Origin of the sequence: Stenotrophomonas sp. CFBP 13724 (genome assembly GCF_014841975.1) — a bacterium.
GTDB classification, from domain to species: Bacteria; Pseudomonadota; Gammaproteobacteria; order Xanthomonadales; family Xanthomonadaceae; genus Stenotrophomonas; species Stenotrophomonas lacuserhaii.
Genome location: NZ_JACYUW010000002.1, coordinates 82,821 through 107,092, shown reverse-complemented (window position 1 = coordinate 107,092; position 24,272 = coordinate 82,821). Strand labels below are relative to the sequence as shown.

The window sequence follows — 24,272 nt, the reverse complement described above, 5'->3', positions numbered from 1 at the left end:
CGCGCTGCGCGCTCGCCGAGCGTGGCTCGGCGCTACCAGAGCCACGCTGCCCGGCTCGGCGGTTATTCGTAATTTACCTTCGCCAACGTCTTCACCCACGCCGGCACTTCCGGCTCACCCGCGTAGAAGGTCTTCGGCTGCTTCTCGGCCATCGCCCAGCGGTGCAGCCAGCTCGGCCCGTAGCGGCCGTCATACCCGGTGGTGCCGCGCGCGTACGCAGCATCCTGCATCGCCTCGTCCAGGCTGACGAAGCGATAACCACGCCGCTGCGTCGCCGCCACCAGCTCGGCGAAGGTCGCCGCGTTGAGCTCATTGGCATGCATCAGCCACACCTGCGGCAGCGCATAGTCCAGCAGCGCCACCGACTGCGCCTCGTAGTAATCCAGCTTGTTCAACATGTACGGCACGTAGCCGCGGCGCAGCTGCCGCAGCACGGCCTCGCGCGCCGGCGTGTCGGCCTGCTCGTTGAGCACGTTGGCATAGGCGAAGGCCCATACCCACTCTCCGTTGTCCACCGTGACCGGCGCGATGCGGTAGCCATGTTCGGCGAAGAACACGTCCATGCGCGCACGGTCTTCCGCCGTGCGGCCGGCGCGCAGGTACGGGTGGCGCATCCACGTCGGCACCTGCCCGCGCTCGGCCAGCAGCGGGCGCAGCACCCGCTCACCGCGAAGGAAATCCTGCTGGAACGCCTCCACGCCCTCGGCATTCAAATCCATGTGTGACCACGTGTGGTTGCCCAGCGCATAGCCCGCATCCAGCCAGTCGCGCAGCATCTGCACCCGCTGCGGCTGCACCACGCCGTCCACTTCCAGCTTGTTCTCGTTGACGAAGCCGACCACCGGCACGTTCGCCTGCTTCAACTGGCCCAGCAATGCCTGATGGCGCGCCTGCAGGTCCGCCGGCTGGATCTCGTCCAGTCGCGCCCATGGCAGGTCATCGATGGTCACCGCAATACGGCGGTCGATCCCGGCCGCATGGCCGACACCCGCGATGGCAAGCAACAGCAACGCAAAGAAACGTGAGGTCATCAAGGTCATCGGGGCCACGGCGCACGGGTAGTCGAGCAGCCCATGACTCTACCGCTGTTTGGCCGCCCACATGTTGTCCACCAGGTTCGGATACGGTCGCCCGTTCTCCTCCGCCCGCTGCCGCGCGGCGGCCTTCTGCGCGTCCGTCAGCGGGCGCGAGGCCTGCCCCTTGGGATTGGGCTTCTTCCAGGGCGGCGTGGTCGACTTGCGCATGACAGGTTCCCGTGGCGTGGACGCAACAACGCCCGGCGTTGCGGCCGGGCGTCATCGCAGGCAAGGGGCAAAGCTTACTTCTTCAGGAAGTTCAGCAGGGCCAGGTTGAAGTCATCTGCATGGCTGACATTGCAACCGTGCGGGGCATCTTTCAGCACCACCACTTCGCTGCCGGCGATGGCTTCGTGGGTGCGCTTTCCGGAGCCTTCGAACGGTACCGTGCCATCGCTGTCGCCATGCAGCACCAAGGTCGGCACGGTGACCTTCTTCAGGTCTTCGCGGAAGTCCGTGGTGCCGAAGGCCTTCTGGCAGCCCAGCGCTGCGGTCTGGTCAGACTGGTGGGCCAGCGCCACCGCTTCCAGGCGCTGTGCCTCGGTGACCTTCAGCTTGCCGTTGGCACTGAAGAACTTCTTGGTGAAGTCATCGAAGAACGCCTCGCGGTCCTTCGCCAATGCGCCGGCCATCTCATCGGCGGCTTCCTTGGTCAGCGGGCCGTCCGGATTGTCACTGGTCTTCAGCAGGTACGGCGGCACCGCAGCGGCAAATACCACGCTGTGCAGGCGGTCCTGGCCGTGGTTGGCGATGTAGCGCGCCACTTCGCCACCGCCCATCGAAAAGCCGACCAGCGACACATCCTTCAAGTCCAGATCTTCGATGACGCCGGCCAGGTCAGCGGCCAACGAGTCGTACTCGTAGCCGTCAGCCGGCTTGTCCGAACGGCCGAAACCGCGACGGTCATAGGCGATCACCCGGTAACCGGCATCGCGCAGCACCGGCACCTGGGCCTTCCAGGATTCAGCCGACAGCGGCCAGCCGTGGATCAGGACGACCGGGCGGCCAGTGCCACCGGAATCTTCAACGTGCAGACGGACGCGGGACGCAGTCATGGCAACTCCATGGAAGGGGAAGGAGGGTCAACGCTAAGGGGCCGGGGCTTGGGCCGTCGTGAAAGATCGCGGCGCCGTCGTGACATGGCCTGCACGGCGCGGACCGGCGCACCTGATCGCCCGCACCGCGCGCATGCCCCCACGCTGCCCTATCATGACAACACCGTTGAAACACCGATCCCGCAGGACCGCAGTACGCATGACGCAGCACTGGACACCTTCGCGCCTGGCCCTCGCCCTGCCCCGCGCTGCCGCATGGGAACTGCACCTGGACGGCGAGGACGTGGTGATCCACCTCGGCGACGCCGTCCACCGGCTCACCCTCGGCTTCGATGCGCGATTGACCGTGAAGCGCGGCCTGCTGTGGGCCAGCGTAGTGATGCAGCGCCGCGAAGGCCCGACGATCACCCTGGACGGCCTGTCCCACGCCGACGCCGGCACCCTCAGCAGGGCCCTGGACACTGCCGAACAGGCGCAGGAACAGCGCGAGCGCGGCCCCGCCTTCCTGCATATCCTTGACCTGATGCGCCAATGGAATGGCGATGCCGAGGAACTGCTGACCGAACGCCGCGCGCAACGGCGCTGGATCGGTCACGACGACCAGCAGGCGTTGCTGGACGCGCGCCCGCCCATGGGCCTGTCATCCACGGAACTGCATGCCCTGTTCCATGACGCCGACTTGCCGCTGGACGACGAAGAACGCGAATCTGCCCTGATCGAACTGGAGCTGTGGGAACAGGACTGGAACGCTGCCTGCGAAGCCGTCAACGCGCAGATCCTCGCCACCGAACGCAACGCAGCGCGCCCCCTGCTGGACCGCGTTGAAAGCCGCCCGCTCACCGACGAACAGGCGCACGCGGTGATCTGCTTCGACAACCGCGTGCAGGTGGTGGCCGCCGCCGGTTCCGGCAAGACCTCCACCATGGTCGCCAAGGCCGCCTATGCCATCCAGCGCGGTTACGCCGAGCCCCGTCAGATCGTCATGCTGGCCTTCAACAAGGAAGCCGCCGGCGAACTGCAGCAACGCACCGACCGCGCGTTCGCCCGCCTCGGCATGGGCGACAGCGTGGTGCAGGCGCGCACCTTCCACGCGCTCGGCCTGGCGATCATCGCCAGTGTCACCGGGCGCCGGCCGGAGGTGCCCGACTGGGCGGTGGATGCCACGCTCGGCTTCCATCGACTGGCCGACCTCATCGACCAGCTGAAGGACCGTTCGCACGCCTTCCGCACCCGCTGGGACATGTTCCGGCTGGTATTCGGCCGCGACCTGCCGGCGCAGGGCGGCGCGATGGATGCCGACGGCTGGGACAAAGACGGCAGCGGTTACGTCCGCACCCTGCAGGGCGAGCGTGTGCGCAGCGTGGAAGACTGCATCCTGGCCGACTGGCTGTTCTACAACGGCGTGCGTTATGCGTACGACCGCAGCCAGCGCTTCGACGCACGCGATGAGGCTTTCCACGCACCACCCACGCAGTTCTATTACCCGGATGCCGGGCTGCATCACCGGCATGGCGGCGCGGACACCGATCCGCTGCCGCACACGGAAGGCCGTCATCTGGACACCAGCTCGCACGACCTGCGCATGGGCTGGGCGTTCGATGATCTGGACCAGGCACTTGCCGCCGGCGGAGTAGTGGTCGATCCCAACCCGGATCGCGACATCCCCGAAGAGGGCCAGAAGCCGATGCCCGACGCCGAGCTGATCGGCCTGATGCGCACCTTCATCAGCCATGCCAAGAGCAACTGCCTCAGCCTGGATGACATGGCCGCACGGCTGCGCGAAATGCCCGACGACCAGTTCAAGGAACGCTACCGCCGCTTCCTGGAGATCGCCGGACCGGTGCTGCAGGCGTGGGATGACGCGCTGGATGCCGAGCACGCCATCGACTTCGAGGACATGCTCAACCAGGCCGCCGAGCACCTGGAACAAGGCCGCCATGCATCGCCGTATACGCTGGTGATGGCGGATGAATTCCAGGATGCCTCACGCGCCCGTGCACGCCTGTGTCGTGCGTTGGTGCAGCAGCCTGGCAGCTATTTCTTCGCGGTGGGCGACGACTGGCAGTCGATCAACCGCTTCGCCGGTGCCGACGTCTCGGTGATGACCCGCTTCAGCGAATGGTTTGGTCACGGGCAGGTGCTGCGACTGGAGCAGACCTTCCGCTGTCCGCAGGCCCTGTGCGATGTCTCCAGCCGCTTCATCAGCGCCAACCCGGCGCAGATCCGCAAGCACGTGTGGTCAAGCACCCCGAGCCATGGGCCGGTGTTGCAGGCATTCCAGGTTGCCGCGCGTGATCAGCTGACGGATGCCGTGGGCCAGTACCTGCAGCAGCTTCACCAAGCGTGCCTGAGCGGTGCGATGCCAGCGGGCCGCGACGGCAAGCTCAGCGTCTTCGTGCTGGGCCGCTACAACGCCGACCGTGCCTACCTGCCCGGCAACTGGCGCTCACGCTTCGGCGCCACGCTGGAGGTCAGCTTCCTTACCGCCCACCGCAGCAAGGGCATGGAAGCGGACGTGGTGATCCTGCCGGCGCTGCTGGACCGCGCCTTCCCCAACCTGCGCGCGGACGATGACGTGCTGTCGCTGGCGATGCCCCGTGGGGACCCGTTTCCGCTGGGCGAAGAACGACGGCTGTTCTATGTGGCGCTGACACGGGCACGACGATCGGTGGCGATGTTCACGGTTTTGGGCAAGCGCTCGGCGTTTCTGGACGAGCTGGAACGGGATGGCGCGGTGCAGGTCACCACGCTGGATGGAAAGCCGGTGAAAGAACAGCGATGCCCCGCGTGTGGTACCGGCGTCATCGTGAAGAAGACCGGAAAGTACGGTGACTTCCATTCGTGCTCCGGCTATCCGCGCTGCGAGCACAAGCCGCGGCTTACCGCGTAGAAACGACGGCGCGGTAGAGCCGACTTCAGTCGGCTGGGGCTTTGCGCGAAGACTCCTTCGTTTGGGAGAGTGCGGACTGAAGTCCGCACCTACCAAAGCCCGGGTGTGATGGGAACGCCATCAGTGACGACCAACGGTCGTCACCCACCCCCGCTTGCGGCATCACGCGCAGAAGCTTGACGGCCAGCGGCCGTCACTACCGGGTTACAGGGCGATGCGGGCTACGCTTTCCTGTGCGCCCTTCTCTTCCTTGTCGCCATTCTTGATGCTTACGTACAGCACGTTGTTCGTGGCATCCAGTGCCAGGCTGTTCGGGTGCGTGGGCACCGACCACTCGCCGGTCTTCTGGTAGCTGTCGCTGTCATAGCCGGTCACCGTGCCCGCTTCGCGGTTGGTTACGTACAGGCGCTTGCGCGGTGCATCCAGCAGGATGCCCAGGGTGCCGGCGTCGGCCGGGATGCTGGCCAGTTCCTTGCCGGTGGCGCGGTCCAGTACCAGCACGCGCTTGCCGGGGTGCGTGGACGCGAAGCCTTCGATGCTGCTGCCCTGATACTTGCGGATCATCTCCGAACCCTGGTCGGTGATGAACAGCCGCGGGCCCGCCGGGTCCAATGCGATGTTCATCGGCTGCTCGGCGGTGACCTTGTAGCGCTGCTCCACCTTGCCGGTATCGGTACCGACCACCACCACTTCACCCAGCAGGTTGCTGGTGTACACGCGCTTGTTGGCGGCATCCAATGCCAGGCCAGGTGCCTTTGCGTTGCCCAGGCCGGGGATTGTGTCCAGCAGCTTCAGCGACTGCGTGTCCACCACGAACAGCACGCTGCCCTCGCCGGAGTGCCCGGTGACGTACAGGCGGTGGTTGGCGCCGTCCACCACCAGCTCGCGCAGGTCGTGGGTGTAGCTGGCCTTGCCGTCCTTGCCCACCTTCTTTTCCATCAACTGCACGATGCCGAGCGCCTTTCCCTGCGCGGTGTCGACCACCGTCACCGAGGTGTCCACGGTATTGCCCACGTACAGGCGGTCATTGGCATCGTCCAGCACCACGCCGAAGCCCTTGCGCTCCAGCGGGATAGTGGCCTGCACGGCCAACGTGACCGGGTCCAGCTTCAGCACCTGGGCGGGGCCGGCACCATCGCCGAAGCCGCCCGAAGAGGCCACGTACACCGCGTTCTGCCGGGCGCTGTAGGCCAGCTCGTACAGGCCCTGCGCCACGGCACTACGCTGCACGGCAGCAGCACTGCTGACGGCCGGCGTGGCGGCGTAGGCAGCGGGTGCGCCCATGCCGATGGCAATCGCCACGGCAAAGGCAGCAACCGTGCAGCGACGGGCCATGCCCGGGGCTTTGGAGGAGATCGAATTCATTGCAGCGTCCTTGTGTGAGTCAGGAAAGATCCTTGGCTCGCGCGGCCGCGTATGCAGTGCAGAAACACCGAAGCGGCCGGCCACACGACGACGGCGTGGGCAGGCTGGCTGAGATGACATGGTAACCCAGCTCCGTGGACGCGGCCTCCCCTGCGGCGGCCGACTTTAGTCGGTCCTCGGCACATGCGCGACACCCTTATTCCTGTGACCAGCGCCCCCCTTGAAGTGAGGCAGGGCGCCAATCGCACCGCGAGACACGCGTTGAAGGTGCCTTCCACGACGCTTCCCACGCACCTGTTACGCCTATCGATGACCAGCAGGTTTTCGTCCATCAAGCGATCTCCATAGTCCATCGGACCAACCTGAGTGGAGATTTCCCATGGCACGTCCGTCAGTAAATCCCCAAGCGCTGCTGATTCCGATCCTTTTCGCCGGCCTGCTTCCCTGCGCGTACGCGGGCAATCAATCCAGTAGCGCCGTGGTGGTGCTGGGCACGCAGGCCTACCGTTGGCCATTGAGCCAATTGGCAGGTGACGAAGCACCGCCCGCGCGGGGCCCGGTGGAGCTCACGCTCATCGCGCCGACCATGGGTCCACGCGTCACTGCCTCGAACCTACAGGGTGCGGCCGCGGTGCAGGCGATGCTGGCCGAGGTACCGATCACCATCGAGTCTCCCGAGGGCGTATCGGCGACGGCGATGCTGGAACGCAAGCTGGTCAATGACGGCAGCAGCGCAGCGGGTTCCCTGGAGCGGCGCGACCCACGCGAGCGCCTGGAACTGCGCCTGCAACAGCCACCGCAGTGGGGACTGGCGCCCTACACAGTCAACGAACAGCTGATGGCAGCCTACGCCCACGATTACCAGGCCCGCTACAAAAAGGCGCTGACACGCACGCCCGGGCATGAACCGGACTGGTACATCGCCAAGTCCACCGATGGCAGGTTGGGCACCTTCATCTCATGCGATCCCGCCAGGGCCCTGCAGCCCTCGCTCAGCGGCCGCAACGACCCCACCATCGCCGCAATGGACCCCGCGCAGCTCGCCGGCTGCATCCACTACTTCACCGATGCCAAGCGGAATCTGTTCATCCAGATGAGCTACCAGCACACGTGGCTGAAGGACTGGAAGCAGATGGAGGACGGCGTGCGTGCCCAGATTGGCCGCGCAGAAGTGAAGTAGTTGACACGAAGCAAGGCGTCCCCTGACGATCAGCGACATCAGCCGCAGATACGAAGGAACGTGCATGCCTTGGTCAATCGAAGTTTCCATGGCGGGCTCAGGTTCTCCGTGACAGCAAGATGGATCTCTTGCAGCGCAGTAACGTAGATACGTTCAAGGCGAACCACCGATGACCACCCACGGCAGGCGAAAGGCGATCATCCATCTATTCTTCTTCGCAATCTTTCTTGGCGGCGGGATGCTGTCCTGGATGCTTCCCGCGTCGCTGTCAGGACTTTCGCTGATCTTTACGCTGGCCCGGTTCCCAGTCTGCCAATGGATCTCAGCCAAGCTCGTCGCAGCACTGGGATGGAACGATGACCCGAATGAGCATCGGCAGCGCCTGTAGTGCCGACCTTGGTCGGCACAGCTTGAAGAACCTAAATACAGCGGACTGAAGTCGCCTCTACATGACCCCATTCGCGCAGGCGAACCTCACCCCATCCGCTGCACGGCGGCCAGCTGTTCCTGCACCTGGCTCTGTTCCTGCATAGCCACCTGATGCTGTGACTGGTTGATGTGCTGCGCCTGTTCCATCGATTCATGCACGGGCGTCTGCGCGGCGACGGCGGTGGGCATGCTGGCGCGCAGGTGGGCGGGATCTGACGGATCACCCTGGACCACGAACACATTGGTGCCTGCATGACCCTGTTCGTTGGCTTGGCTGAGCAGCACGTGGTCCACGCGGGACAGGCCGTTCTCCTTGGCCAGGCAGAACAGGCTGCCACACATGCGTTCGCTGTTCTCATCCGGCGTGCGGCCATGGGCGGCATCCAGGGAGGCCACACCGCGGTTCACCTGATCCATCATCGCGCGGTCATTGTCGGACAGCAGGAACTGCTTCCAGTCGCGTTCCGGCATGGGGTTGCGTTCGACCTTGTTCAGATCGCTGTCCGGGAAAGGCGCCTTGATGCTTTCGATGGCGGGGATGTTCTTCGCGGGCTGCATGATGCCCTCGAATTCTTTGAAGGGAACCGGACCCACGTTCGCGTGAAGTCCTGCGTGATTCAGTGCGCCCCAGGTGAAATCCGTACAGCCGTTGGAGAAGGCGTTGTAGCTCGGGTCGAAGCCGAGACGCGTCGGCGCCCTGCCAAACTCCTGAATCTTCTCGTACTGCTCTCGGGTCACCTCGATCGTACGTGCGTAGTACGGATCTACGTAGGTGTCCACGTCGTCAGGAGATACCCTACCCAAGTAACCCTCCGGCGTACGGCCGCCAGGCTGCCAACCCATGCTCCGAGCTTCTTCGCCATGCGACACCTTCAGGTACATATGGCCCGTCAGCGAAGTTTCACGAGGCGCATCTGGTCGCTCGGGATTGATCAGCGGAGTGCCGGGGGCGGCCGCGTAGATGGTCACGGTGTAGCGATCGTTCTGGTCCATTGATTACTTCGCTCTTGCGTTGTAGCCGATTATCAGTTCCGCCGGTCGTCCCTGCAGCAGGGGCCGCGGCTCCAGAAGTTCCAAGCGCAGGTGATACCTACCAGGCGCAGGCGCCGAGGCTCGGGCAAAAGACAGGACGTCATAGAGGACATCCGGTCGTTCCAAACCTGCCTCGTACAGCATCGTGCCGTCCAGGCCCGCTGCCCTGACGCCCGGCGTGAATCCGTCCTCGCCAAGGGGAATGCGCTCCTTCAGGTCAGGTGCAATCCGGATCAGCGGTACATCAACCCGCTCCTCACCCTCGATGCGTTGTAGATGGACCCGAGCCGGTAGGCCGCCGCGGACGATCAGGTCGGAGTGGGCAATGAAGGATTTCACCTCCGTCCCCTCGATGCGGACCCCGATGATCAACGACGACCAAGCGAGCTCTCCAGGCGGCGGCAGATCAAACTCCAGATCCGCGATCACACCCGGCTTATCCAGCGCCACTGGTCGCGTCAGCGGCACCTGCGTGCGCGCAGCGGCTTGTGCGGCATCAAGAGGCGCTACCGGCGGCGGCGCAGGCGTCGGACCACTGCAGGCTGCGAGCGCTGCCAATGCCGCAGCCAGCGCGGCATTTCGAAGACGTCCAAGTGTCGGGTTCAGCATGATGCATCCCTGTTCGAGCCGTGCCCGCACGGATTGGCGGACGGTCTGATTTCCTTACTCTGCCGAGAATAAGGGAAGCGCCTCAGCACCAAGTGATGAAGGTCTCAACCCCTACCACTCCAGATCAGGACCGACCTGGCTGGGGCCGGCACAAGGCACACCGTAAAGCCCCCGATGCTAGGATCTCTACAAGCTCCTCATCCAAGGAATGGCATGAAGTTCAATCTGTTCAAAGGCGGTCAGTGCATCGCACCGCTGGTCACGCCGGTGGCCGTAGTTGTCCCAGTGGGAGTTGATGAGGCGACGTCCCGCCTGCGCACGCGGGGCTGCCCACGTTCAAACGGAATGTTCGCAAGAAAACGCCAGGAGGCTGTTTAATGACCACGATCTCACCCTTTGACGCAGACACACGCGACTTCCCCGGTGAAGAAGCGCTGGATACCCTGCTCGCCAGTCACCTCGCTCCCGGCATCCTGCTGCAGCGACCCTACCCTCCGGGCGCCTTCCCCAACGTGCGAAGCCGTTTGGGCGGGAAGCCACAGTTGCCGGCAACGCTGGACTGGCCATTGGGCATGCATTATGGCGAGGAAACGCCCATGCATTTCCTTGCGCAGATCGACTGCTCTGAACTGCCGCGCGTGGATGATGCAATGCCGGACAGAGGGATGCTGTTCTTCTTCGCCGTCAACGCAGAGGAGCAGATCTGGGACGACGACGAACCTGGCACCCGCGTGCGCGTGCTCTATGCCGAAGACGTGCCGGCCGATACGCCGCCCACGGATCCGCCAGCAGCACTGCAGCCCATCCTTTCGGCCGTGGCGAGCGACCGGTCTTCGACCTTTCCCCGGCCGCAACTGGCAGGCGAGGACGGACCGCGCCTGCATACCGAATGGCCCCTCATCGCGCATCGGCTGGACACCTGGCCGGAGTGGGACATGATTCCTGAAGGCGACGCCGACCCGGACTATGACGCGTACAGTCGCAGGGTCAGCGCGCTCCGGCTGGGCGCCGCTGCTGCGGCAATCAGCCAGGTACCCGGCGCTCAGTCCGCCAAGCCGTGGGAACGCCCCGCGCCCATGCCGTGGAACTTTCCCGTGGCGTGGCTTCGCATGCAGAAGGATTTCCCGTACGCAGGGATCATGATGGAAGACATCGGCCGCACGCTGGCGTGTCGCTGCGCGCGACTGGAGGATAGCGAGGCGCTGATGCACGATGCCCTGCAGTGGGTGCAACGCGGCAGGCAGATAGGACCAGAACAGGCTTGCCCTGCCGACGACGCGCTGGCGTTCCGCGAATGGATCGTGGGCCTGGTTGGGGAGCACGGCGAGGGGCCCGTGACGGGCGATATCATGGCGTCTGCCTTCACCCGGGGCGCGCTGTCGATCGTGGCACTCGCAGGCGGATCAAGCGTCCTTGCCCAGCGGATTCCGCGAGAGCTTTACCAGGCAATGGAATCGAATCATCTGCCCTTCGAAGAGGATTCCCGCCATCGTGCTGCAGGCTATGGTTCAAGAAGCCGAGCCGTGATTCACCAGATGCTGGGGCATGGGGTGCTGCTGCAGAACACCGGTGCAATGATCGAGGAGGATCCGGTGTGCCTGCTGCAGCTGGCCAACGACGACGCGATTGATCTCAAGCTTGGCGACTGCGGGCAAGCGACGTTCTGGATCAGCCGCAGCGACCTGGCGGAGAGACGATTCGATCGGGTGGAAGGCGTGGTGGAGTCGCTCTGATGGAAAACGCCCCCTAGCGCATCCCCATCGCGCGCGCCTGTGCATCTTCCTGCTGCGCCTGTCCCTGCTGTGCCTGCAGGCCTTGCTGCTGCTCGAGCGCCTTCTGCGCCTGCGCTTGGCTTGCCAGCTCGAACTGCTGCAGCGACTCCTGCACCTGCGTCTGCGCAGCCTGTTCGGTGGGCATTCCCGCGCGCAGGTGCGCGGGGTCGTCTGCGCTGCCCTGCACCACGAACAGATTCTTGCCGGCATACGCGTCGGGTGTGGCCTGACTCAGCAACACATGGTCCACGCGCTCCAGACCATTCTCCTTGGCCAACACCAGAAGACTCGCCGTCATACGCTCGCTGGTGGCGTCGAATTCGCGCCCGTGTTTGGCGTCCAGAGCAGCCACGCCTTGGCGAACTTGCTGGTACAGCGGGAAGTCGGGATGGCCTGAGTGCGTGGGATCCTGCGGCTGGACAGGTGCGGCGTCGTGCCGCGGCGCATAAGCTTGGGCAGCGGACTCCTGCGTAACCGCTGCGTGAGCAGAACGCGAGGCAGGATTTGACGTCTCGGCCAGGGTGGCTTGCGCCCATGCAGCAATGTCTTCCCTTGGCGCCGTAGCGCCATGCGTGGCCTGGTCAGCAGACGGCGTACGCTCGGCTCGCTGCCCCTCCTGCAAGGCAACCAGCGGCACGCGGTCAGTGGCATCCGGCTGCGTCACTTCAGCAATCGACACAGCATCCCGGGCGCCCGCCATGGGCACCTCCGCAGACCGCCTCGAGCGCTGCTGTTCAACTTCCGCCTGAGTCGCCTGCGCCGACGTATCACGCACCGCAGCAGGCACGTTCTCAGCTTGCATGGACGCGCGCTCCCTGTCCGCCTCCTCGTGCCTTTGGGCAGGCTGCTCATCCTGGCGCTGTCGCTCTGCACGGCCTGCTTCGGCGGGTGATGCCGCAGCACGCTGCGGCTCTGCTGGCGTCTGCGTCTGCGTTTGCGTTTGCGTCTGGGCCTCCTTCGGTACAGCCGCAGGCTCCACCGGCGGCACTGATGCCGCAACTGCACTGGCCGCAGCCATCTCCGCAGCCTGCGCCGATGCCATGGAAGGCTGATGCACGGCCGGCCCCGGCGCCGCAGTGCGGCCTACCTCGCGCTCGCGCTGCACGTCCATTTCCACCGTAGGCGTGCGCACCGGGTCTGGCTGCGCACCATGGGCCATCAGCGCCGCCACGGCTGCCGCCTGTTGTGCATCGGCCGTCGTAGCGCCCTGGCGGTTCGCCTCATGAAGCGCCTGGCGATGCGCGTCCTGCTCCTTCGGCGACAGCGCTTCGATGCGCAGCTCTGGCGTGTCCGGGACGGGCGCCGGTTGCTCCGGGCGCACGCTCACCGTGTCCAGCGTGGGAACGCCTCCGTCCGCCCGCGCAGGCACCACGGATGCCTGCTGCTGGGTGGACTGGACCCGGGCAATGTCTTCAACCGTGGTAGTCGCGGTAAGCACCATCCGGTTGCCGCCCGCATCGCTGAAGGCGGCAATCGCGCTTTCCGCACCCGGCGCGTGCGTACGCGGATCTGGCATCAGTTCCAGCACCACGTCGGGCGGCCGGCCGTTGCTGGCCAGGCTCTGCTCCACGGCAGCCGATGTGGCACTCAGCTCGGCCTCACTGCGTTCGATACCGTGCTTCTGATACAGCGCCGCCACCTGCCCGCGGATGCCCTCCGGTGCCACTTCCAGGTTGGACCGGATCCCGTCGGCCATCGCGGTCATTTCCGCGACACCGGCGTTCTGGCTGCGCCAGGTAACGTCCAGCTGCTCGGTCATGTTGCGATTGGCCGTACTGTCGAAGATCAGGCCTTCGCTGATCCACCTGCCGTCCGCCTGGCGGGTGTAGTCATTGCCATCGCTGGCCCTGAGCGTATTTGCGTTGTCGCGGGCCTGTTGCACCGCCTGTGGAATGGACGGGTTGTCCGCTCCACCGAAGTCGCTCCAGCGCCCTTGGGCATGCGCCACCATGTAACGCGCGGCCATCGCAGCGGGCGTATTGGCAGCGTTCTGGGCGATCACCGTCCGCGATTGCTCATCCAGCGCCAGTGCCCGCTCGGGCGAGACCGCCTCGTGCCGTGTCACCGGTACGCGGCCGTCCAGCGTCTCTCTGATCTCAAGCTGCCATTCGCGCGATTGCGGATCGCGGACGAACTCCCGGCCACTCTCGAAGGGGGCACGCGGCGGCTGGTCCACGCCGCTGGCGCTGAGCCGATACGGATCCTGCGGCGTCGGCGGATTGGCCAGCCCCAGCTCGTACGAGGCCCGCGCTGCCTGCCAGTTCAACTGGCGTTCCAGCGTGCCTGATGCCACGTAGGCGGCGCGGAAGGTGACGTCCTGCCCCTGCGCATCCTGCACCGGGCGCACCTCTACCCCGCTGCCGGTATCACTGCTCTGCACCTGTTGCTGGTGCGCGCCACGCAGCCAGCGGCCCTCGGCATCGGCCGGGTCGCGCGTCCACGTACGGCCCATCGGGTCGACCTGGGTGTAGATGCGTTCGATATCTTTCTGGTCGGCCCAGCGCTCACCAAGGTAGGCGCCGACCGCGCCGCCGCCGATGCCCGTGGCGAGCGCGCCCGGCCCTGTCCACGAACCCGTGGCGAGCCCAACGCCGGCCCCGGCGACGAAGCCGCCCAGCGCGCCGCCCACGTTGCGGCCCATGAAGTGCGCAGCGGTGGAATCAGCGCCCGCCGCATTGCCCTGCGCGTTCAACTCCACCCACTTGTGGCCCGACGTGGCGAAGTCGTGCGCCAGCAGCGCAACACCGGCCACGCCTGCGGCCTTCATTCCCGGGCTGACGCGCGCACCGTGTGCGGCGTCGCCTGCCATCTCGGCTGCGGCAGCGGCCCCCGGTGGACCACGCGGCGCGCCAGGTTGCCCGGGTGCGTGGGGCGTCATTTCCGCCACATCGGCATACAGGCGTGGGCCTGACCCAAATTGCGGACGCGCAGCGACCCACTCCGCGCGCACGCGCGTCATGTCGGCCAGGTTCAAGGCATGGAACTCATCCACAGGCCGGCTGAAGAGCGTCTTGTTTACCGCATCCCAGCCTTCGATCGGCGTGAGGTGCCGGCGCACGTGCGCCACGTCGACGGCGTGGCCGCTATTGATGGTGGCCTGCTGCGCAATGGTGCGCTCCAAGGCCTGGTACTCCGCAGCGGATGCGCTGACGAAGGCAAGTGGATCGGGGCCGAAGGCACTTACCGGGTAGCCGTTGATGCGTACGTCCGGGTGCTCGAGTGCGGTGCCGAGTTCGAAGTTGCTGAAGCCGCGATTGGGTGGTGCATTTTCGACGAAGGCAAGCAGGGGCTTGCCGGTGGCGATGGCGTTCTCGAAGTACTTTGAGCTACCGGCGTTCCACATCATGTCTCGAAGGGCGCCGGCATGGTCTCTGCCAAAAGGCTCTACTCCCTGAGAGGTCATGAAGCGCTCGAATTTGTGCTGCATCACTGAGAATTCCGGATGCTGCGAAGGCGACTCAAACACCTCCCGTATGTACTTCCCCCATCGCGTGTCACCTATTATCCCAGCCGTTGGACCCACATCCCTCTTGTAGTCCAGCGCATTCTGGTAGTTCCCTACAGCCGAGCTATCGACTCCCGAGAAAGCGAGGTAATCGACTCCGGCTGCAAGCTCCGGGGGATGGAGGCGCAACTTCGCTTCCAGGAATTCTGCGTAGCTCGTGGTTGCATCCGGACCGGACCCTGGGGACTGAAGATAGTTGACTACCCTCTCCATCTTCTCTACTGAAATGGACGATCTGTCAGCCGTATCCTTGGCGCCACGCAATGTCGTCTGAGCAAAGTCGGCAAATTTGAAATCAGCCATCCGTTTATCCTCAGGCCATACGCGCCGGGACTAAGACATCGGCAAGTATTACCTCATCCTCGTATGGCGAGGCATTGCCCAGGCGATCAACCAACCCCTCCTCGATCAGGGTTTCGCGCCTCGTAAGTGCCACATACCGCAGGTCTTCTGAATTGGTAGTCTGCCCTGCAAAAGACATCACAAGCCCACGAGCGATACTTTCCAAGAAAACGGGATCCGCCTCTTCGCTTCCGAATATTGGCTTCAGCCGGAGTATGTCACGCACCACCCGCCCCGGCGTTAGGTTCAATGTATAGGTCCAGACGGGGTGCCCGGAGGTTCGGTCCACATGTTCATCACCTAGAAGACCCAGTCCGCCAACCAGGTCGCCTTGGCGACTGAACTCATACTGGTACTCGATGGAACCGACGCCCTCCGGCTGCTCACAAGGAAGCATCCTGGGACGCAGGATAGAGATCCCACTTTCCTCATCGAACGCCGAATACTCTCGAATGACAAAGTTGACCGCCATGCCTGTACCTCAGAAGATTCTATGCAATGCTAATCTCAACTAATACTATCTTACGCTCTGCTGAAACGGGGCATTCGTCTGAAGCGCATTTTGACCCTCTATTGAATCCTCTTCGGAATCTCGGAGGACTCCCGCATAGCTCCTGATAGCTCCGCGACGCACGCAGAGAGATGTCCGGTCCGCCACACCAACTAGCCGCCGCTTGAACTGCGCAACATCGCACTCACCGGATACCCATTGATGACTCCGTTCGGAAGCGTCAGCAGGGTAGCCAGCTCAAACCTGCTGAAGCTGCCGTCACGCGGAGCGTTCTCAACCAATGCCAGCAGTGATCCCCCAGCAGCTACCGCGTTGGTGATGTACTCCGCACACCCGGCGTTCCACATCATGTCATGGAGCGCACCGGCGTACTTTTCATGGAAGGGCGCGATGCCCTGCTCTTTCATGAAGGCTTCAAGGGCCTGCTCCATCAGCAGGAAATCAGGATGCTGGTCTGCATTGATGCGCAGGTCTCCGATGAACATTCCCCAGGGCGTGTCACACATCGTGCCGTAAGCCTCTGGTGCATCTTCCACGTACGCCAGCGCGCTCGCATAGTTGCTCGTTCCCGCACCATCGATGCCGGAAAAGCTGATGTAGCGCATGCCATCGGGGAGCTTGGCTGGGTGCTCCTTCAGCTTTTCCACGACATACGTGGCGAAGCTCGCACCGGGAGCAGGCCCTGAGCCCGGCGAGGTCAGGTACTGAATCGTCCGCTCAACCTGCTCGCTCGACAAAGCGCTCTGATCACTGACGTTATGCGCGCCTTCCAGCGTCCCGCGCGCGTAGTCACTGAACGTGAGGTTGGCCGTACGAACCGTCTCGGCCGGCACTGGAGAGAATTGTTTCTTCAGCCAAGACCAGATTGCCATTGTGGGAGATCACCTCAGGATTAGGAACTACGAACCCTGACTGGATCAGAGTGTCGACAGTTGTCAGTGCCACGTAGCGCAGATCGCACGCATTTTTTGGCTTACCGGTGTGGGCCTTCACCAGCCCTCGCGCCATGCCAAACAGGAATCTGAGGTGATCTTCCGGATTTTCTATCGAAGCTCTCGGCTTCAGCATCGACAAGATCATCTGGCTATTAAAAAGCTCGAGGCCCAGCAGCGTCACGTCATGCCCCCCAAGGTTGATCGTCGTGTTGTGGCCCCATACCCCCAAGCCGCCAATCCGCCGACCGTTCTGATAGAACGCATATTGGTACTCCGTTCCCGGGCTGCCATCGGGCATCGTCATGGGAAGGGTGCGCGGTTCCGGAATGGTGATGCCACTGGCGGCATCGTAGGCAGCGCCCCTGCGTGACTGGAAATCGAGCGGCATGCTTCCTCCTTGAATAGAGCTGAACGCGTTGAGCCATGCCACTCAGGGCGGCACCCCAACTCTCCCCACCTCAGCGCAGCTTGTAAAGCACCGCCGCGCCCGGGCGCGCCTCAAATGCAGGCACGGTCTGCTGGGTCAATGCATTGCCCTTGGCGTCCCAAACCAGCGTCTCGACCGGGTAGTCGTCCTTACGCGTCATCTCACCGATCTTGCTGACGATCACCGCCGGTGCGTCAGCGGCGTCCGGGTTCCAGGCGAACACGCCCACGCGGCCATAGAAGACTGCCGGGGCGGAGGCATCCAGGCTGCGGTCCGGGCACATCACTAGGCCGCGGTCGATCATGACGCGCAGCGCGCCGACCGGCACCTTGTTCACTGTCGGCGTGGTGCGCTCGGCGCTGTGGCCGGGGCAGACGTTGGCGGCGCGGGTGACCATGTTTGCGGCAACTTCGCGATCGGCCTGCGCGAAGGCCAAGGCGGGGCTGAGGCAGAGGGCGATCAGGGCCAGGGCAGACGTCCGGGTCATCGCAGGTTCCTTGGGTGGCCATGGGGCGAACTTAGCAACGGCCGGGGGATGAGTTGCAAAAATAATGTGAGGCCGGGTGTCGCGCTGGGCTGCCATCGCGTTCGTAATAGACCACTGCGGGGAGCCTCGGGCTCCCATGCCGGGGACGGGCGTGGACGACGCTTGCGAGGCTTGTGGGGAATCGCCGCCCTGTCACTTTTGCAGATTCGCCCATGTACGCAATGGCCTATGGCTGATGGTATGGACGCGCTGGCGACGAAGAGCGTCAGCCGGGATTGGCATCCTGTTTGTGACTGAATATTTTGCTCTGTTTTGCCCTCTGGGCACGGCGGAGAATGCACTGCATCGTGCACCGGTCATACGGTGGGCGGTGCGTGGGGATCCCTGATCCGCCGGCAATTTTTGTTCAGTCACCCGGTATGCCAACCCGCATCGCCCGCCACCTGACGCTTCGGCGCAGGTGGCCTCAAGCCTTGTGAGGTACGCCGATGGATTCGCACTACCCTCTTAGCGCAAAGCGTCTGTACGCCCTGATGGGCGACAAGATGCTCGACTTCCCACCGCAGTTTGTCGAGCGCCTCGAGCGGCGGCTGGAAGCGTTCGAAACCTCCCGCACCAACAAGCACGTCGTGGTGCCGCTGCGTCTGGTTTCAGACATCCAAGATGATGCAGCGCCGACGGATGGCGACGGCGGTGAGGAACCTCAACGCGCCGCACTGGTCGCGGTACCCATTCGCAACCTCCAGGCGTTGGCATCGATCCTCGAGATACTGCATTCGGTGCATCTGGGCAAACAGGATGTGCAGTCCGAAGGTGGCTTCAGCAGCCTGATGGTGGAGGGCCTGATCGTCTCCGGACGGGACCTTGTGCGGTCATCGGCAGACGCCATGTGGAGGCAGGAATGACCACTTACGAACATGACAGCACCCGCGTCACCAATCCGCGGGCCACTGTGACGGCCGAGCAACTGGACAGCTACCTGCGCACGGCCGAATACGATGAAGCCGCCCTCGTAAACACGTTGCTGCTGGCATGCGAGCTGCATGGCATTCAGCACGCCGCGCGGGAGTGCATCCTGAGCGAGGCCATCCTGCGGCGGCATTTGAACGGCAAGCGCCCTTTGTATCTCGACACCTTGCTGGGCGTAATGCGGGCGCTCGGTCTGCAGTTTCGGGTGGAGGTGATCTGAGTGGGTGCGTCGTGCCTGGATCCGGCGTGGCTGGCTGCGTTTGACGCCACGCTGGTGCGCTACTTCGCCCTGGATCACGCGGGTGCAGGCGCGGATACGGCCGTGCTGCAGCGGTATGCGGATCTGCCGGGGGATCAGGCGGCGATGGCGTTTGCGGAGGACTATGAGCTGGCGCGGTTGGACTGGTGGTCGTGGGGGCGGGTCTGAACCGTGCCATCACGTTGCGAGCGTAATCAGTGAAGGTGCGCGAGCAGATTCGAAGAAAAGGTCCTCTCCGCTCCTGCTGATCAATGGGCCGACACCCCTTGTCGCCACGAGAAGCACACTGTCAGTGATGGATCGCCAAACCGGCACGGAAGCCGCTCCTATCACCCACTGACACCGAGGGAATGAATGTTCAGGATTATCGGCGCAACTATCGTCTATGGATTTGCGATCTACGGCCTTCGCCGTTGGCTCACGGACAGCCACGACATCTCCAATCGCATCTGAGGGTGGCACCCGATGAGCCTGTCCGCACGTGCGTGGATTTACTACTGCAGGGATTGCGATTGGAAGCGGACGGCCACTCGGCCAACGATTTCCGGAGGGGAGCCAGATACCTGGCTCCGCTCCTGCCCGCACTGCCGATCTGCGGCCTTGGCGTGCGTGCGGTCGGGGGACCCCGCCATGAACCCGGGTGACCTTCCCCGCGCGTGGCGCAGAACCGAGGGCGAAATCTAACCCCTGCTATCAGGCAGCGCCTGAAGCATTTCACAAGCCCTGACATTCAGCGCGACGAAGTCATACCAGGACATGCTGGAAGCATAGCGCTGCGCAAACTGGCGATCGACCCGGCAGATGTCCGGTCGGTCCTCGTAAATTCCGCAGGTTCTGGTCAAATCGACGAAGTGACGGCAGGTCCCATCACCCCGGTCGAAGCCACGCGTCTCCTCGGCCTTGTCGACATTGCGACAGCAAAGGCCACACCTGTTGCAGGGAAACGGCTCTATCACGGAGTGCCCAGTCCCGCCAGCCACTTGCGGGTGCTGCCTGCATCGCCCAATGCAAACGGCAACACGATATCGCGCTTCTCGACTTCGAACTTCAGCACCATAGCCCGCTCCAGCTCCGAGTTGCACGTCGACAGCTCAGCTGCGAAATCAGTCAGTGCACCAGGGTCAACAGCCAATTCAACCTGCGCCAGCTCAAGCAGGTAGGAATCTAGTTGTGCATTCACTGCGGTGAACTCAGCCAGCGTCTGCACGTGCTTACTGCGCGCCATGAAGTCCCATAGGCCTGCCGCCAGTGAACTATGCAGCAGCGACCATGTCAGGCCCATCGCCACCAAGCCGCTGACCAGCGCTGACAGAAACGAAGCGAGAGCTCCGCCAACCACCGGTGTGGTCAGCAGCGGCGCCAGCTTGGCCAGAACCAAAGAGCCGGCGACTGCACCCGCCCCCACCGTAAGGGCAGCGATGACCGCACGGTACTTCTCGGTTTCGTTCAAGCCTTCCGGGTTGAACATCATCACCTTGAATGCAGCGACCAGCGATCCCCACATTTCGCGGATGATCTTCCCTGCGCCACGCGTAGTAGTAGCGAATACGTTGATCAGGACAGTGGTGAGGTTGGCCGCCACACCGCCCGAGAACCCGGTTACAAACTCCGAGATCAAGTCGCGGAAGCGCGCCTGCACACGGGTCCAGATGCCTTTGAGAAGAGAGCCGATCCGACGCATGAAGCGGTCAAAACTGAAGCGCTTGCGCAGCCCCTTCATCGCCTTGGGAAGTTTGGCGCGGAGCTCGAACCAGACTTCAGCGGCGATCATCCCCAGCACCTGTCGAAGTCCCATGCGGACACCGGTATCGAGCGAGGTGACTGCTGTGTTCTTCAGGAACTTACTGCCTGCGTAGTAAGACTGATTGATCTCCCTCTCGTACTCGCTGCGGGCCTCCGCATCACGTGCACGCATACCGTCGGCATCAATGGACTTGAGCACGTCGGTGCTCTCGCGAATCTTGCGAATGCCCGCTTCAACCTGCCTGGCTTCGTGCTGCTGCTGGGGCGTCTCGCGCGGCATGCGCTCGAGATCCGCCTGCATACGAGTCAGCTTGGTCTCGTTGAGACCGATGGTCCTGGACACATCACGCAGGTAAGCATCCGCGGGCTTGTCCTGCTTTGAGCAGTTGATAGTGTTGTGGGTGGACTGCAGGTTGCTCTGCTTGTTCGCCAGCTCCACACCATCCAATCCCGCCAGCACGCGACCGGGGTCATTATGAATCTCGTTCGCGGATATCACGTGGTCGAGGGCGCGCTTGTCTCCTGCCTTCATGGTGATACCACGATAGGGATCGAACAGCGTCCCGGCGGCGTGCGAGTCCTTGTCCGCAGCGCCCTGAGCCTTATACCCGGCGTGCTTGTGATAAGGACCCGGATCGTAAGCACCCCGCGCTTCAAAACGCGCTTTCTCTGCAGCACTCGAAACGCCTGCACGTACGTGGTGGATCGTATCCACGTTCCCGCCCACCTTGTCTTCCAGCACCAGGAAGTCCAAGCCGAAGCTGGTGGCAAGGCTCTGCACCACGGTTTTTTCGAGCTCAGGGAGCCAGTTGAATTCGTGCTCTGCGTAGGATTTGATCATGGCTGGCAGAAGGTCCGGAATGAGAAGGTGGGGTGCCGTTGGCCGACGCGCCGCGTCGGCCAACGGTTTGGTCAATCAGGCGTTGAAGCGCATGGCACTGTTGAGGCCGGTCGCAACAGCTGCCCTTACGCCTTCGGTGTTCAGGATCATCGAGCCGTCGGTGTCGACCTCCATCGTCGGCATACCATCCGGGCCGACAACCACGTCGCCGTCCTTCATCTTTACCTTGAAGAGCGGCGTGGAGATGATGTCGGTCAGGATCGAAGCGAGAGCGTATCCGTTGCCGATGGCTGACATGATTTCGTCCTCGAACTTGGCCAGTTCCTCGTCCACATCACGGCCGAAGCGGCGCACGCTGCCGATGAAGGTATCGATGCCTTCCAAGGTGTCGAGGTAGCGGTCAAAGTTGACGCGGAGCTCCTCCAGCGCAGACCTGACCTGGCGCGCAGCGACGTCCGTGCTTGCCAGCGACGTCGTTGCCGACTCAAGCTTCCCGATCGCCAGGTCGACCTTGATCCGGGCGTCCTTCGCATTCTTGAGCGCCTCCGAAGCGTGACTGTCGTAGGCCCAGCCGGCGATGGCAAGGATCGGCGCAAACACCGCCGCACCCAAGATCGCGGTGCCACCGGCAATACCCAGCCCGCCCGCTGCCAAGGACCCGCCGCCGATCGCGGCCAGCGTCGCATTGGTCGCTGCCGCACCGGCCAGCGATGAGATCGCTGTGCCAGTGGATGCGGCCGCAAAACTCATCACGCCGCCATAGACGGCGAATCCGGCTGCAACGCCAGACGCGCTGGCCCCAGCTACACTGCCCAATACGCTCACGGCGGAATATGTGTAGGCCTCCACCTTCTGAAGCGTGTGCCGGGGCAGCTTCACTTCCAGCTTGATATCGCGGCTTTGGTTCAACTGCTGCAGCAGCGCGGCGGACAGAGTCGAGAAACGCTCGAACTCCTTACCGATGTTCAGTTCCAGCTTGCCCAGCTCATCCAGCGCGGCCAACGTCTTCTTCTCCTGGCGATCGAACTGCTCACGTCGCACGTCATAGCGTGCGCGTGAGTCGTCGACGATCTCATTGGATTCACTCTGCTTCTTATAGCCGTCGTAACCTTTCTTGGCACCGATGGCAGCCGCGGCGGCAACGCCGAGACCGATGATGATTGGGATGGGCATGTCATTTCTTCCTTGGTAGTGAGTAATGCAACAGAGGATTCAGACAACGAGTACCTGAGAGATCAGGCGGCGCCACACGCATACCACCGCGCAGCAGGTTCAAGTCGGGACGCGATCTGCTCGCGAAGGGCAGCGGGCGCGCTGATGCGGATGCGTTCGGCCTGCGCCAGAAGCCAGGTCGCCATCTCCTGGTCATCTGGCACCTGCACCTGAAGGCGCAGCCATTCGCTTCCCGCAATGGGTAGAAGCTGCTGGCCATGTGCCAATGGTGTCTCAGCCAATGCCCAGCCGAGTTGCGGATGCACTTCTGCGTCAAGCGCGAGCTCGCCTCCGGCGCTCCGAGGGCTGAAGGCTGCAGATTTCAGGTAGTCGTCCATGTCGAAGCCGTGGTCGTCTGCCACCTCGTCCAGCACGGTGACACCGTGCAGCCGGTGCAGGGCGAAATGACGAAAGTCGGCGAAGCCGGCTACGCGAGCGATCAGGTAAGTGCTGGCCCCCCTCGACGCCAGCCCTGCGGGATGCAGGTCCATTTCCCTGGGTACTGTCTTCGTCCGGCTGAGGTAGCGGACCCGCAGAACGTGACCACGAAGCAGTCCCTGCGATACGCCATCCCACACCTGCGGCTCCACTGTGGCGGGGACGAGCGGCTTCACGGACGGTACCGCACGAACGCGGCGGGCCCATTGCGAAAGTTCGTTCTTTTCGAGGGTCTGCAGTAGCTCGCGCGCTTCGGTGAACTGGGGGTCGAGCAGGTCCATGACGGCAGGCGGAAGTACCTGGCGGAGATGGGCCTCGGCCATGTTCATCGCCAGCGCCGCAGCCGGGCTGATGGCCGGTACGGTTGTCTGGGCAGTGGCCGCGAACGACCACCGATAGGGCCGTATCCTGCGTATGGCAGGATCGCTGTCCTCCGAGCTGCAGACCAGCTGGAACAGGGTGCTCAGCTTGCCAGCCAGGTCGCGCTGCAGCGAGCGCACGTTGATCTGGAAACCTTCTGCTTGGAGTGCGTCGCGAAGCTCCACCGTGGACACACTGCGCGGGTACCTCGGAATCAGGCGCAGCAGTACCAGGTTCCTCGCCAACGGATCTTTGTTTGATCTTTCAGTCATGGGATCAGGCTTTTCGCTGAGACGGCAGGACACCGCCTTCAAGGGTCGACCTAGCCTGCCGCCACCACGCGACATTGCATGTCGCATGACCCCTTATCGGAGTCGGATAGCCACAGGACAGCCGTTCCCCGCCATTTCGGCGGGAACATGGGATCAATCCTGTAGTGGCTTCCGGGAAGCTCGTCGGCCCGCATCACGCGCGTCGCCGGACACCGTGAGAAACGCGCTGCATGAGCGTCTGCACATCACTTGTCGCTGCGGCGGCATTGACCACGCCGCAGTAAAGAATCCGTTCATTACACGCCCCCCTGTGGGCATTCCATTACCTGCAAGTCTACGTGATGCAGTTATCGTTTTGGCAAGGGCGGGTGTCGGGATATTCCTGACACTGGCGAGGCTTCTGTCGCGGCGACGGATTCGTACTACCTCACCAAATGCAACGATTCGCTGTGCTGTAAGTCGCTGTATATTCGTCGCGCCTCATCCCATGACGCGATAAATCATGCGGGGCTTTTGGATCAGCCATTGCGTTGCTGCAATGGGGTACAACAGATTACTTACAG

Annotated in this window: 21 protein-coding genes; 7 read left to right on the top strand and 14 right to left on the bottom strand. The window is 63.6% G+C overall.

Features of this window, described 5'->3' with window-relative positions; genetic code table 11:
• Nucleotides 1-62: 62 nt before the first annotated feature.
• The 3 genes from IFT63_RS11510 to IFT63_RS11500 all read right to left on the bottom strand — a co-directional run bounded on the left by IFT63_RS11510 (nucleotide 63) and on the right by IFT63_RS11500 (nucleotide 2,131).
• Nucleotides 63-1,031: a polysaccharide deacetylase family protein gene (locus IFT63_RS11510; RefSeq protein WP_192084272.1), complete on the bottom strand. Its 969-nt coding sequence runs from the start codon at nucleotides 1,029-1,031 to the stop codon at nucleotides 63-65.
• A gap of 48 nt (nucleotides 1,032-1,079) precedes the next feature.
• Complete coding sequence (locus tag IFT63_RS11505; RefSeq protein WP_182657244.1) at nucleotides 1,080-1,244, bottom strand: hypothetical protein; 165 nt, start codon at nucleotides 1,242-1,244, stop codon at nucleotides 1,080-1,082.
• A gap of 74 nt (nucleotides 1,245-1,318) precedes the next feature.
• Nucleotides 1,319-2,131, bottom strand: a complete 813-nt coding sequence (locus IFT63_RS11500) for an alpha/beta hydrolase (RefSeq protein ID WP_192084271.1) — start codon at nucleotides 2,129-2,131, stop codon at nucleotides 1,319-1,321.
• A gap of 199 nt (nucleotides 2,132-2,330) precedes the next feature.
• Between IFT63_RS11500 and IFT63_RS11495 the strand changes: the two genes are divergently transcribed.
• A complete protein-coding gene (locus tag IFT63_RS11495; RefSeq protein ID WP_192084270.1) occupies nucleotides 2,331-5,021 on the top strand; it encodes a UvrD-helicase domain-containing protein in 2,691 nt (896 codons plus the stop codon).
• 204 nt (nucleotides 5,022-5,225) lie between these two features.
• On the opposite strand, the gene IFT63_RS11490 is transcribed toward IFT63_RS11495, so the two are convergent.
• Nucleotides 5,226-6,386, bottom strand: a complete 1,161-nt coding sequence (locus IFT63_RS11490) for a YncE family protein (protein WP_249404456.1) — start codon at nucleotides 6,384-6,386, stop codon at nucleotides 5,226-5,228.
• A 379-nt stretch (nucleotides 6,387-6,765) separates the two neighbouring features.
• Here IFT63_RS11490 and IFT63_RS11485 point away from each other — a divergent pair, with 379 nt between their 5' ends.
• A complete protein-coding gene (locus IFT63_RS11485) occupies nucleotides 6,766-7,566 on the top strand; it encodes a hypothetical protein (RefSeq protein WP_192084269.1) in 801 nt (266 codons plus the stop codon).
• A gap of 169 nt (nucleotides 7,567-7,735) precedes the next feature.
• Entirely contained in the window at nucleotides 7,736-7,954 is a 219-nt protein-coding gene (locus tag IFT63_RS11480) for a hypothetical protein (protein ID WP_192084268.1), read from the top strand.
• A gap of 86 nt (nucleotides 7,955-8,040) precedes the next feature.
• Here the strand turns inward: IFT63_RS11480 and IFT63_RS11475 are convergent, their stop codons facing one another.
• Both IFT63_RS11475 and IFT63_RS11470 read right to left on the bottom strand, forming a co-directional pair.
• Nucleotides 8,041-8,988: an XVIPCD domain-containing protein gene (locus tag IFT63_RS11475; RefSeq protein WP_249404455.1), complete on the bottom strand. Its 948-nt coding sequence runs from the start codon at nucleotides 8,986-8,988 to the stop codon at nucleotides 8,041-8,043.
• Nucleotides 8,989-8,991: 3 nt separating this feature from the next.
• Nucleotides 8,992-9,636 (bottom strand): hypothetical protein, encoded by a 645-nt coding sequence (locus tag IFT63_RS11470; RefSeq protein WP_192084267.1) that lies wholly within the window; start codon nucleotides 9,634-9,636, stop codon nucleotides 8,992-8,994.
• A gap of 377 nt (nucleotides 9,637-10,013) precedes the next feature.
• On the opposite strand from IFT63_RS11470, the gene IFT63_RS11465 reads away from it, so the two are divergent.
• Nucleotides 10,014-11,369, top strand: a complete 1,356-nt coding sequence (locus IFT63_RS11465; RefSeq protein ID WP_192084266.1) for a DUF1963 domain-containing protein — start codon at nucleotides 10,014-10,016, stop codon at nucleotides 11,367-11,369.
• Between the two features lie 13 nt (nucleotides 11,370-11,382).
• Here IFT63_RS11465 and IFT63_RS11460 read toward each other — a convergent pair whose 3' ends face one another.
• From IFT63_RS11460 to IFT63_RS11440, 5 genes are all read right to left on the bottom strand, one after another.
• On the bottom strand, nucleotides 11,383-15,216 hold the full coding sequence (locus IFT63_RS11460) for an XVIPCD domain-containing protein (RefSeq protein WP_192084265.1): 3,834 nt from the start codon (nucleotides 15,214-15,216) through the stop codon (nucleotides 11,383-11,385).
• 10 nt (nucleotides 15,217-15,226) lie between these two features.
• On the bottom strand, nucleotides 15,227-15,727 hold the full coding sequence (locus IFT63_RS11455) for a hypothetical protein (protein WP_192084264.1): 501 nt from the start codon (nucleotides 15,725-15,727) through the stop codon (nucleotides 15,227-15,229).
• Between the two features lie 191 nt (nucleotides 15,728-15,918).
• Nucleotides 15,919-16,638 (bottom strand): hypothetical protein, encoded by a 720-nt coding sequence (locus IFT63_RS11450; RefSeq protein ID WP_192084263.1) that lies wholly within the window; start codon nucleotides 16,636-16,638, stop codon nucleotides 15,919-15,921.
• Entirely contained in the window at nucleotides 16,556-17,089 is a 534-nt protein-coding gene (locus tag IFT63_RS11445) for a hypothetical protein (RefSeq protein WP_192084262.1), read from the bottom strand. Before IFT63_RS11445 ends, IFT63_RS11450 begins: the two co-directional genes overlap by 83 nt.
• A gap of 70 nt (nucleotides 17,090-17,159) precedes the next feature.
• Complete coding sequence (locus tag IFT63_RS11440; protein WP_192084261.1) at nucleotides 17,160-17,615, bottom strand: hypothetical protein; 456 nt, start codon at nucleotides 17,613-17,615, stop codon at nucleotides 17,160-17,162.
• A 488-nt stretch (nucleotides 17,616-18,103) separates the two neighbouring features.
• On the opposite strand from IFT63_RS11440, the gene IFT63_RS11435 reads away from it, so the two are divergent.
• The 3 genes from IFT63_RS11435 to IFT63_RS11425 are packed head-to-tail and all read left to right on the top strand — an operon-like array spanning nucleotide 18,104 to nucleotide 19,011.
• On the top strand, nucleotides 18,104-18,520 hold the full coding sequence (locus tag IFT63_RS11435) for a hypothetical protein (RefSeq protein WP_192084260.1): 417 nt from the start codon (nucleotides 18,104-18,106) through the stop codon (nucleotides 18,518-18,520).
• Nucleotides 18,517-18,804 (top strand): hypothetical protein, encoded by a 288-nt coding sequence (locus tag IFT63_RS11430; protein ID WP_192084259.1) that lies wholly within the window; start codon nucleotides 18,517-18,519, stop codon nucleotides 18,802-18,804. Before IFT63_RS11435 ends, IFT63_RS11430 begins: the two co-directional genes overlap by 4 nt.
• Nucleotides 18,805-19,011: a hypothetical protein gene (locus tag IFT63_RS11425; RefSeq protein ID WP_192084258.1), complete on the top strand. Its 207-nt coding sequence runs from the start codon at nucleotides 18,805-18,807 to the stop codon at nucleotides 19,009-19,011.
• 784 nt (nucleotides 19,012-19,795) lie between these two features.
• Here IFT63_RS11425 and IFT63_RS11420 read toward each other — a convergent pair.
• The 3 genes from IFT63_RS11420 to IFT63_RS11410 all read right to left on the bottom strand — a co-directional run bounded on the left by IFT63_RS11420 (nucleotide 19,796) and on the right by IFT63_RS11410 (nucleotide 23,709).
• Complete coding sequence (locus tag IFT63_RS11420) at nucleotides 19,796-21,427, bottom strand: hypothetical protein (protein ID WP_192084257.1); 1,632 nt, start codon at nucleotides 21,425-21,427, stop codon at nucleotides 19,796-19,798.
• 75 nt (nucleotides 21,428-21,502) lie between these two features.
• Nucleotides 21,503-22,600 (bottom strand): chemotaxis protein, encoded by a 1,098-nt coding sequence (locus IFT63_RS11415; protein WP_192084256.1) that lies wholly within the window; start codon nucleotides 22,598-22,600, stop codon nucleotides 21,503-21,505.
• A gap of 62 nt (nucleotides 22,601-22,662) precedes the next feature.
• The gene (locus tag IFT63_RS11410) at nucleotides 22,663-23,709 is read right to left on the bottom strand and encodes a WYL domain-containing protein (RefSeq protein ID WP_192084255.1); all 1,047 of its coding nucleotides are present in this window, start codon (nucleotides 23,707-23,709) and stop codon (nucleotides 22,663-22,665) included.
• Nucleotides 23,710-24,272: the final 563 nt, after the last annotated feature.

What these genes read in the sequence shown, in the direction of transcription:
- IFT63_RS11410 (WP_192084255.1), bottom strand. Translation starts at nt 23,709, where the DNA reads ATGACTGAAAGATCAAACAAAGATCCGTTGGCGAGGAACCTGGTACTG.
- IFT63_RS11495 (WP_192084270.1), top strand. Translation starts at nt 2,331, where the DNA reads ATGACGCAGCACTGGACACCTTCGCGCCTGGCCCTCGCCCTGCCCCGC.
- IFT63_RS11440 (WP_192084261.1), bottom strand. Translation starts at nt 17,615, where the DNA reads ATGACCCGGACGTCTGCCCTGGCCCTGATCGCCCTCTGCCTCAGCCCC.
- IFT63_RS11500 (WP_192084271.1), bottom strand. Translation starts at nt 2,131, where the DNA reads ATGACTGCGTCCCGCGTCCGTCTGCACGTTGAAGATTCCGGTGGCACT.
- IFT63_RS11475 (WP_249404455.1), bottom strand. Translation starts at nt 8,988, where the DNA reads ATGGACCAGAACGATCGCTACACCGTGACCATCTACGCGGCCGCCCCC.
- IFT63_RS11470 (WP_192084267.1), bottom strand. Translation starts at nt 9,636, where the DNA reads ATGCTGAACCCGACACTTGGACGTCTTCGAAATGCCGCGCTGGCTGCG.
- IFT63_RS11430 (WP_192084259.1), top strand. Translation starts at nt 18,517, where the DNA reads ATGACCACTTACGAACATGACAGCACCCGCGTCACCAATCCGCGGGCC.
- IFT63_RS11415 (WP_192084256.1), bottom strand. Translation starts at nt 22,600, where the DNA reads ATGCCCATCCCAATCATCATCGGTCTCGGCGTTGCCGCCGCGGCTGCC.
- IFT63_RS11465 (WP_192084266.1), top strand. Translation starts at nt 10,014, where the DNA reads ATGACCACGATCTCACCCTTTGACGCAGACACACGCGACTTCCCCGGT.
- IFT63_RS11445 (WP_192084262.1), bottom strand. Translation starts at nt 17,089, where the DNA reads ATGCCGCTCGATTTCCAGTCACGCAGGGGCGCTGCCTACGATGCCGCC.
- IFT63_RS11455 (WP_192084264.1), bottom strand. Translation starts at nt 15,727, where the DNA reads ATGGCGGTCAACTTTGTCATTCGAGAGTATTCGGCGTTCGATGAGGAA.
- IFT63_RS11435 (WP_192084260.1), top strand. Translation starts at nt 18,104, where the DNA reads ATGGATTCGCACTACCCTCTTAGCGCAAAGCGTCTGTACGCCCTGATG.
- IFT63_RS11485 (WP_192084269.1), top strand. Translation starts at nt 6,766, where the DNA reads ATGGCACGTCCGTCAGTAAATCCCCAAGCGCTGCTGATTCCGATCCTT.
- IFT63_RS11510 (WP_192084272.1), bottom strand. Translation starts at nt 1,031, where the DNA reads ATGACCTCACGTTTCTTTGCGTTGCTGTTGCTTGCCATCGCGGGTGTC.
- IFT63_RS11450 (WP_192084263.1), bottom strand. Translation starts at nt 16,638, where the DNA reads ATGGCAATCTGGTCTTGGCTGAAGAAACAATTCTCTCCAGTGCCGGCC.
- IFT63_RS11490 (WP_249404456.1), bottom strand. Translation starts at nt 6,386, where the DNA reads ATGAATTCGATCTCCTCCAAAGCCCCGGGCATGGCCCGTCGCTGCACG.
- IFT63_RS11480 (WP_192084268.1), top strand. Translation starts at nt 7,736, where the DNA reads ATGACCACCCACGGCAGGCGAAAGGCGATCATCCATCTATTCTTCTTC.
- IFT63_RS11505 (WP_182657244.1), bottom strand. Translation starts at nt 1,244, where the DNA reads ATGCGCAAGTCGACCACGCCGCCCTGGAAGAAGCCCAATCCCAAGGGG.
- IFT63_RS11460 (WP_192084265.1), bottom strand. Translation starts at nt 15,216, where the DNA reads ATGGCTGATTTCAAATTTGCCGACTTTGCTCAGACGACATTGCGTGGC.
- IFT63_RS11420 (WP_192084257.1), bottom strand. Translation starts at nt 21,427, where the DNA reads ATGATCAAATCCTACGCAGAGCACGAATTCAACTGGCTCCCTGAGCTC.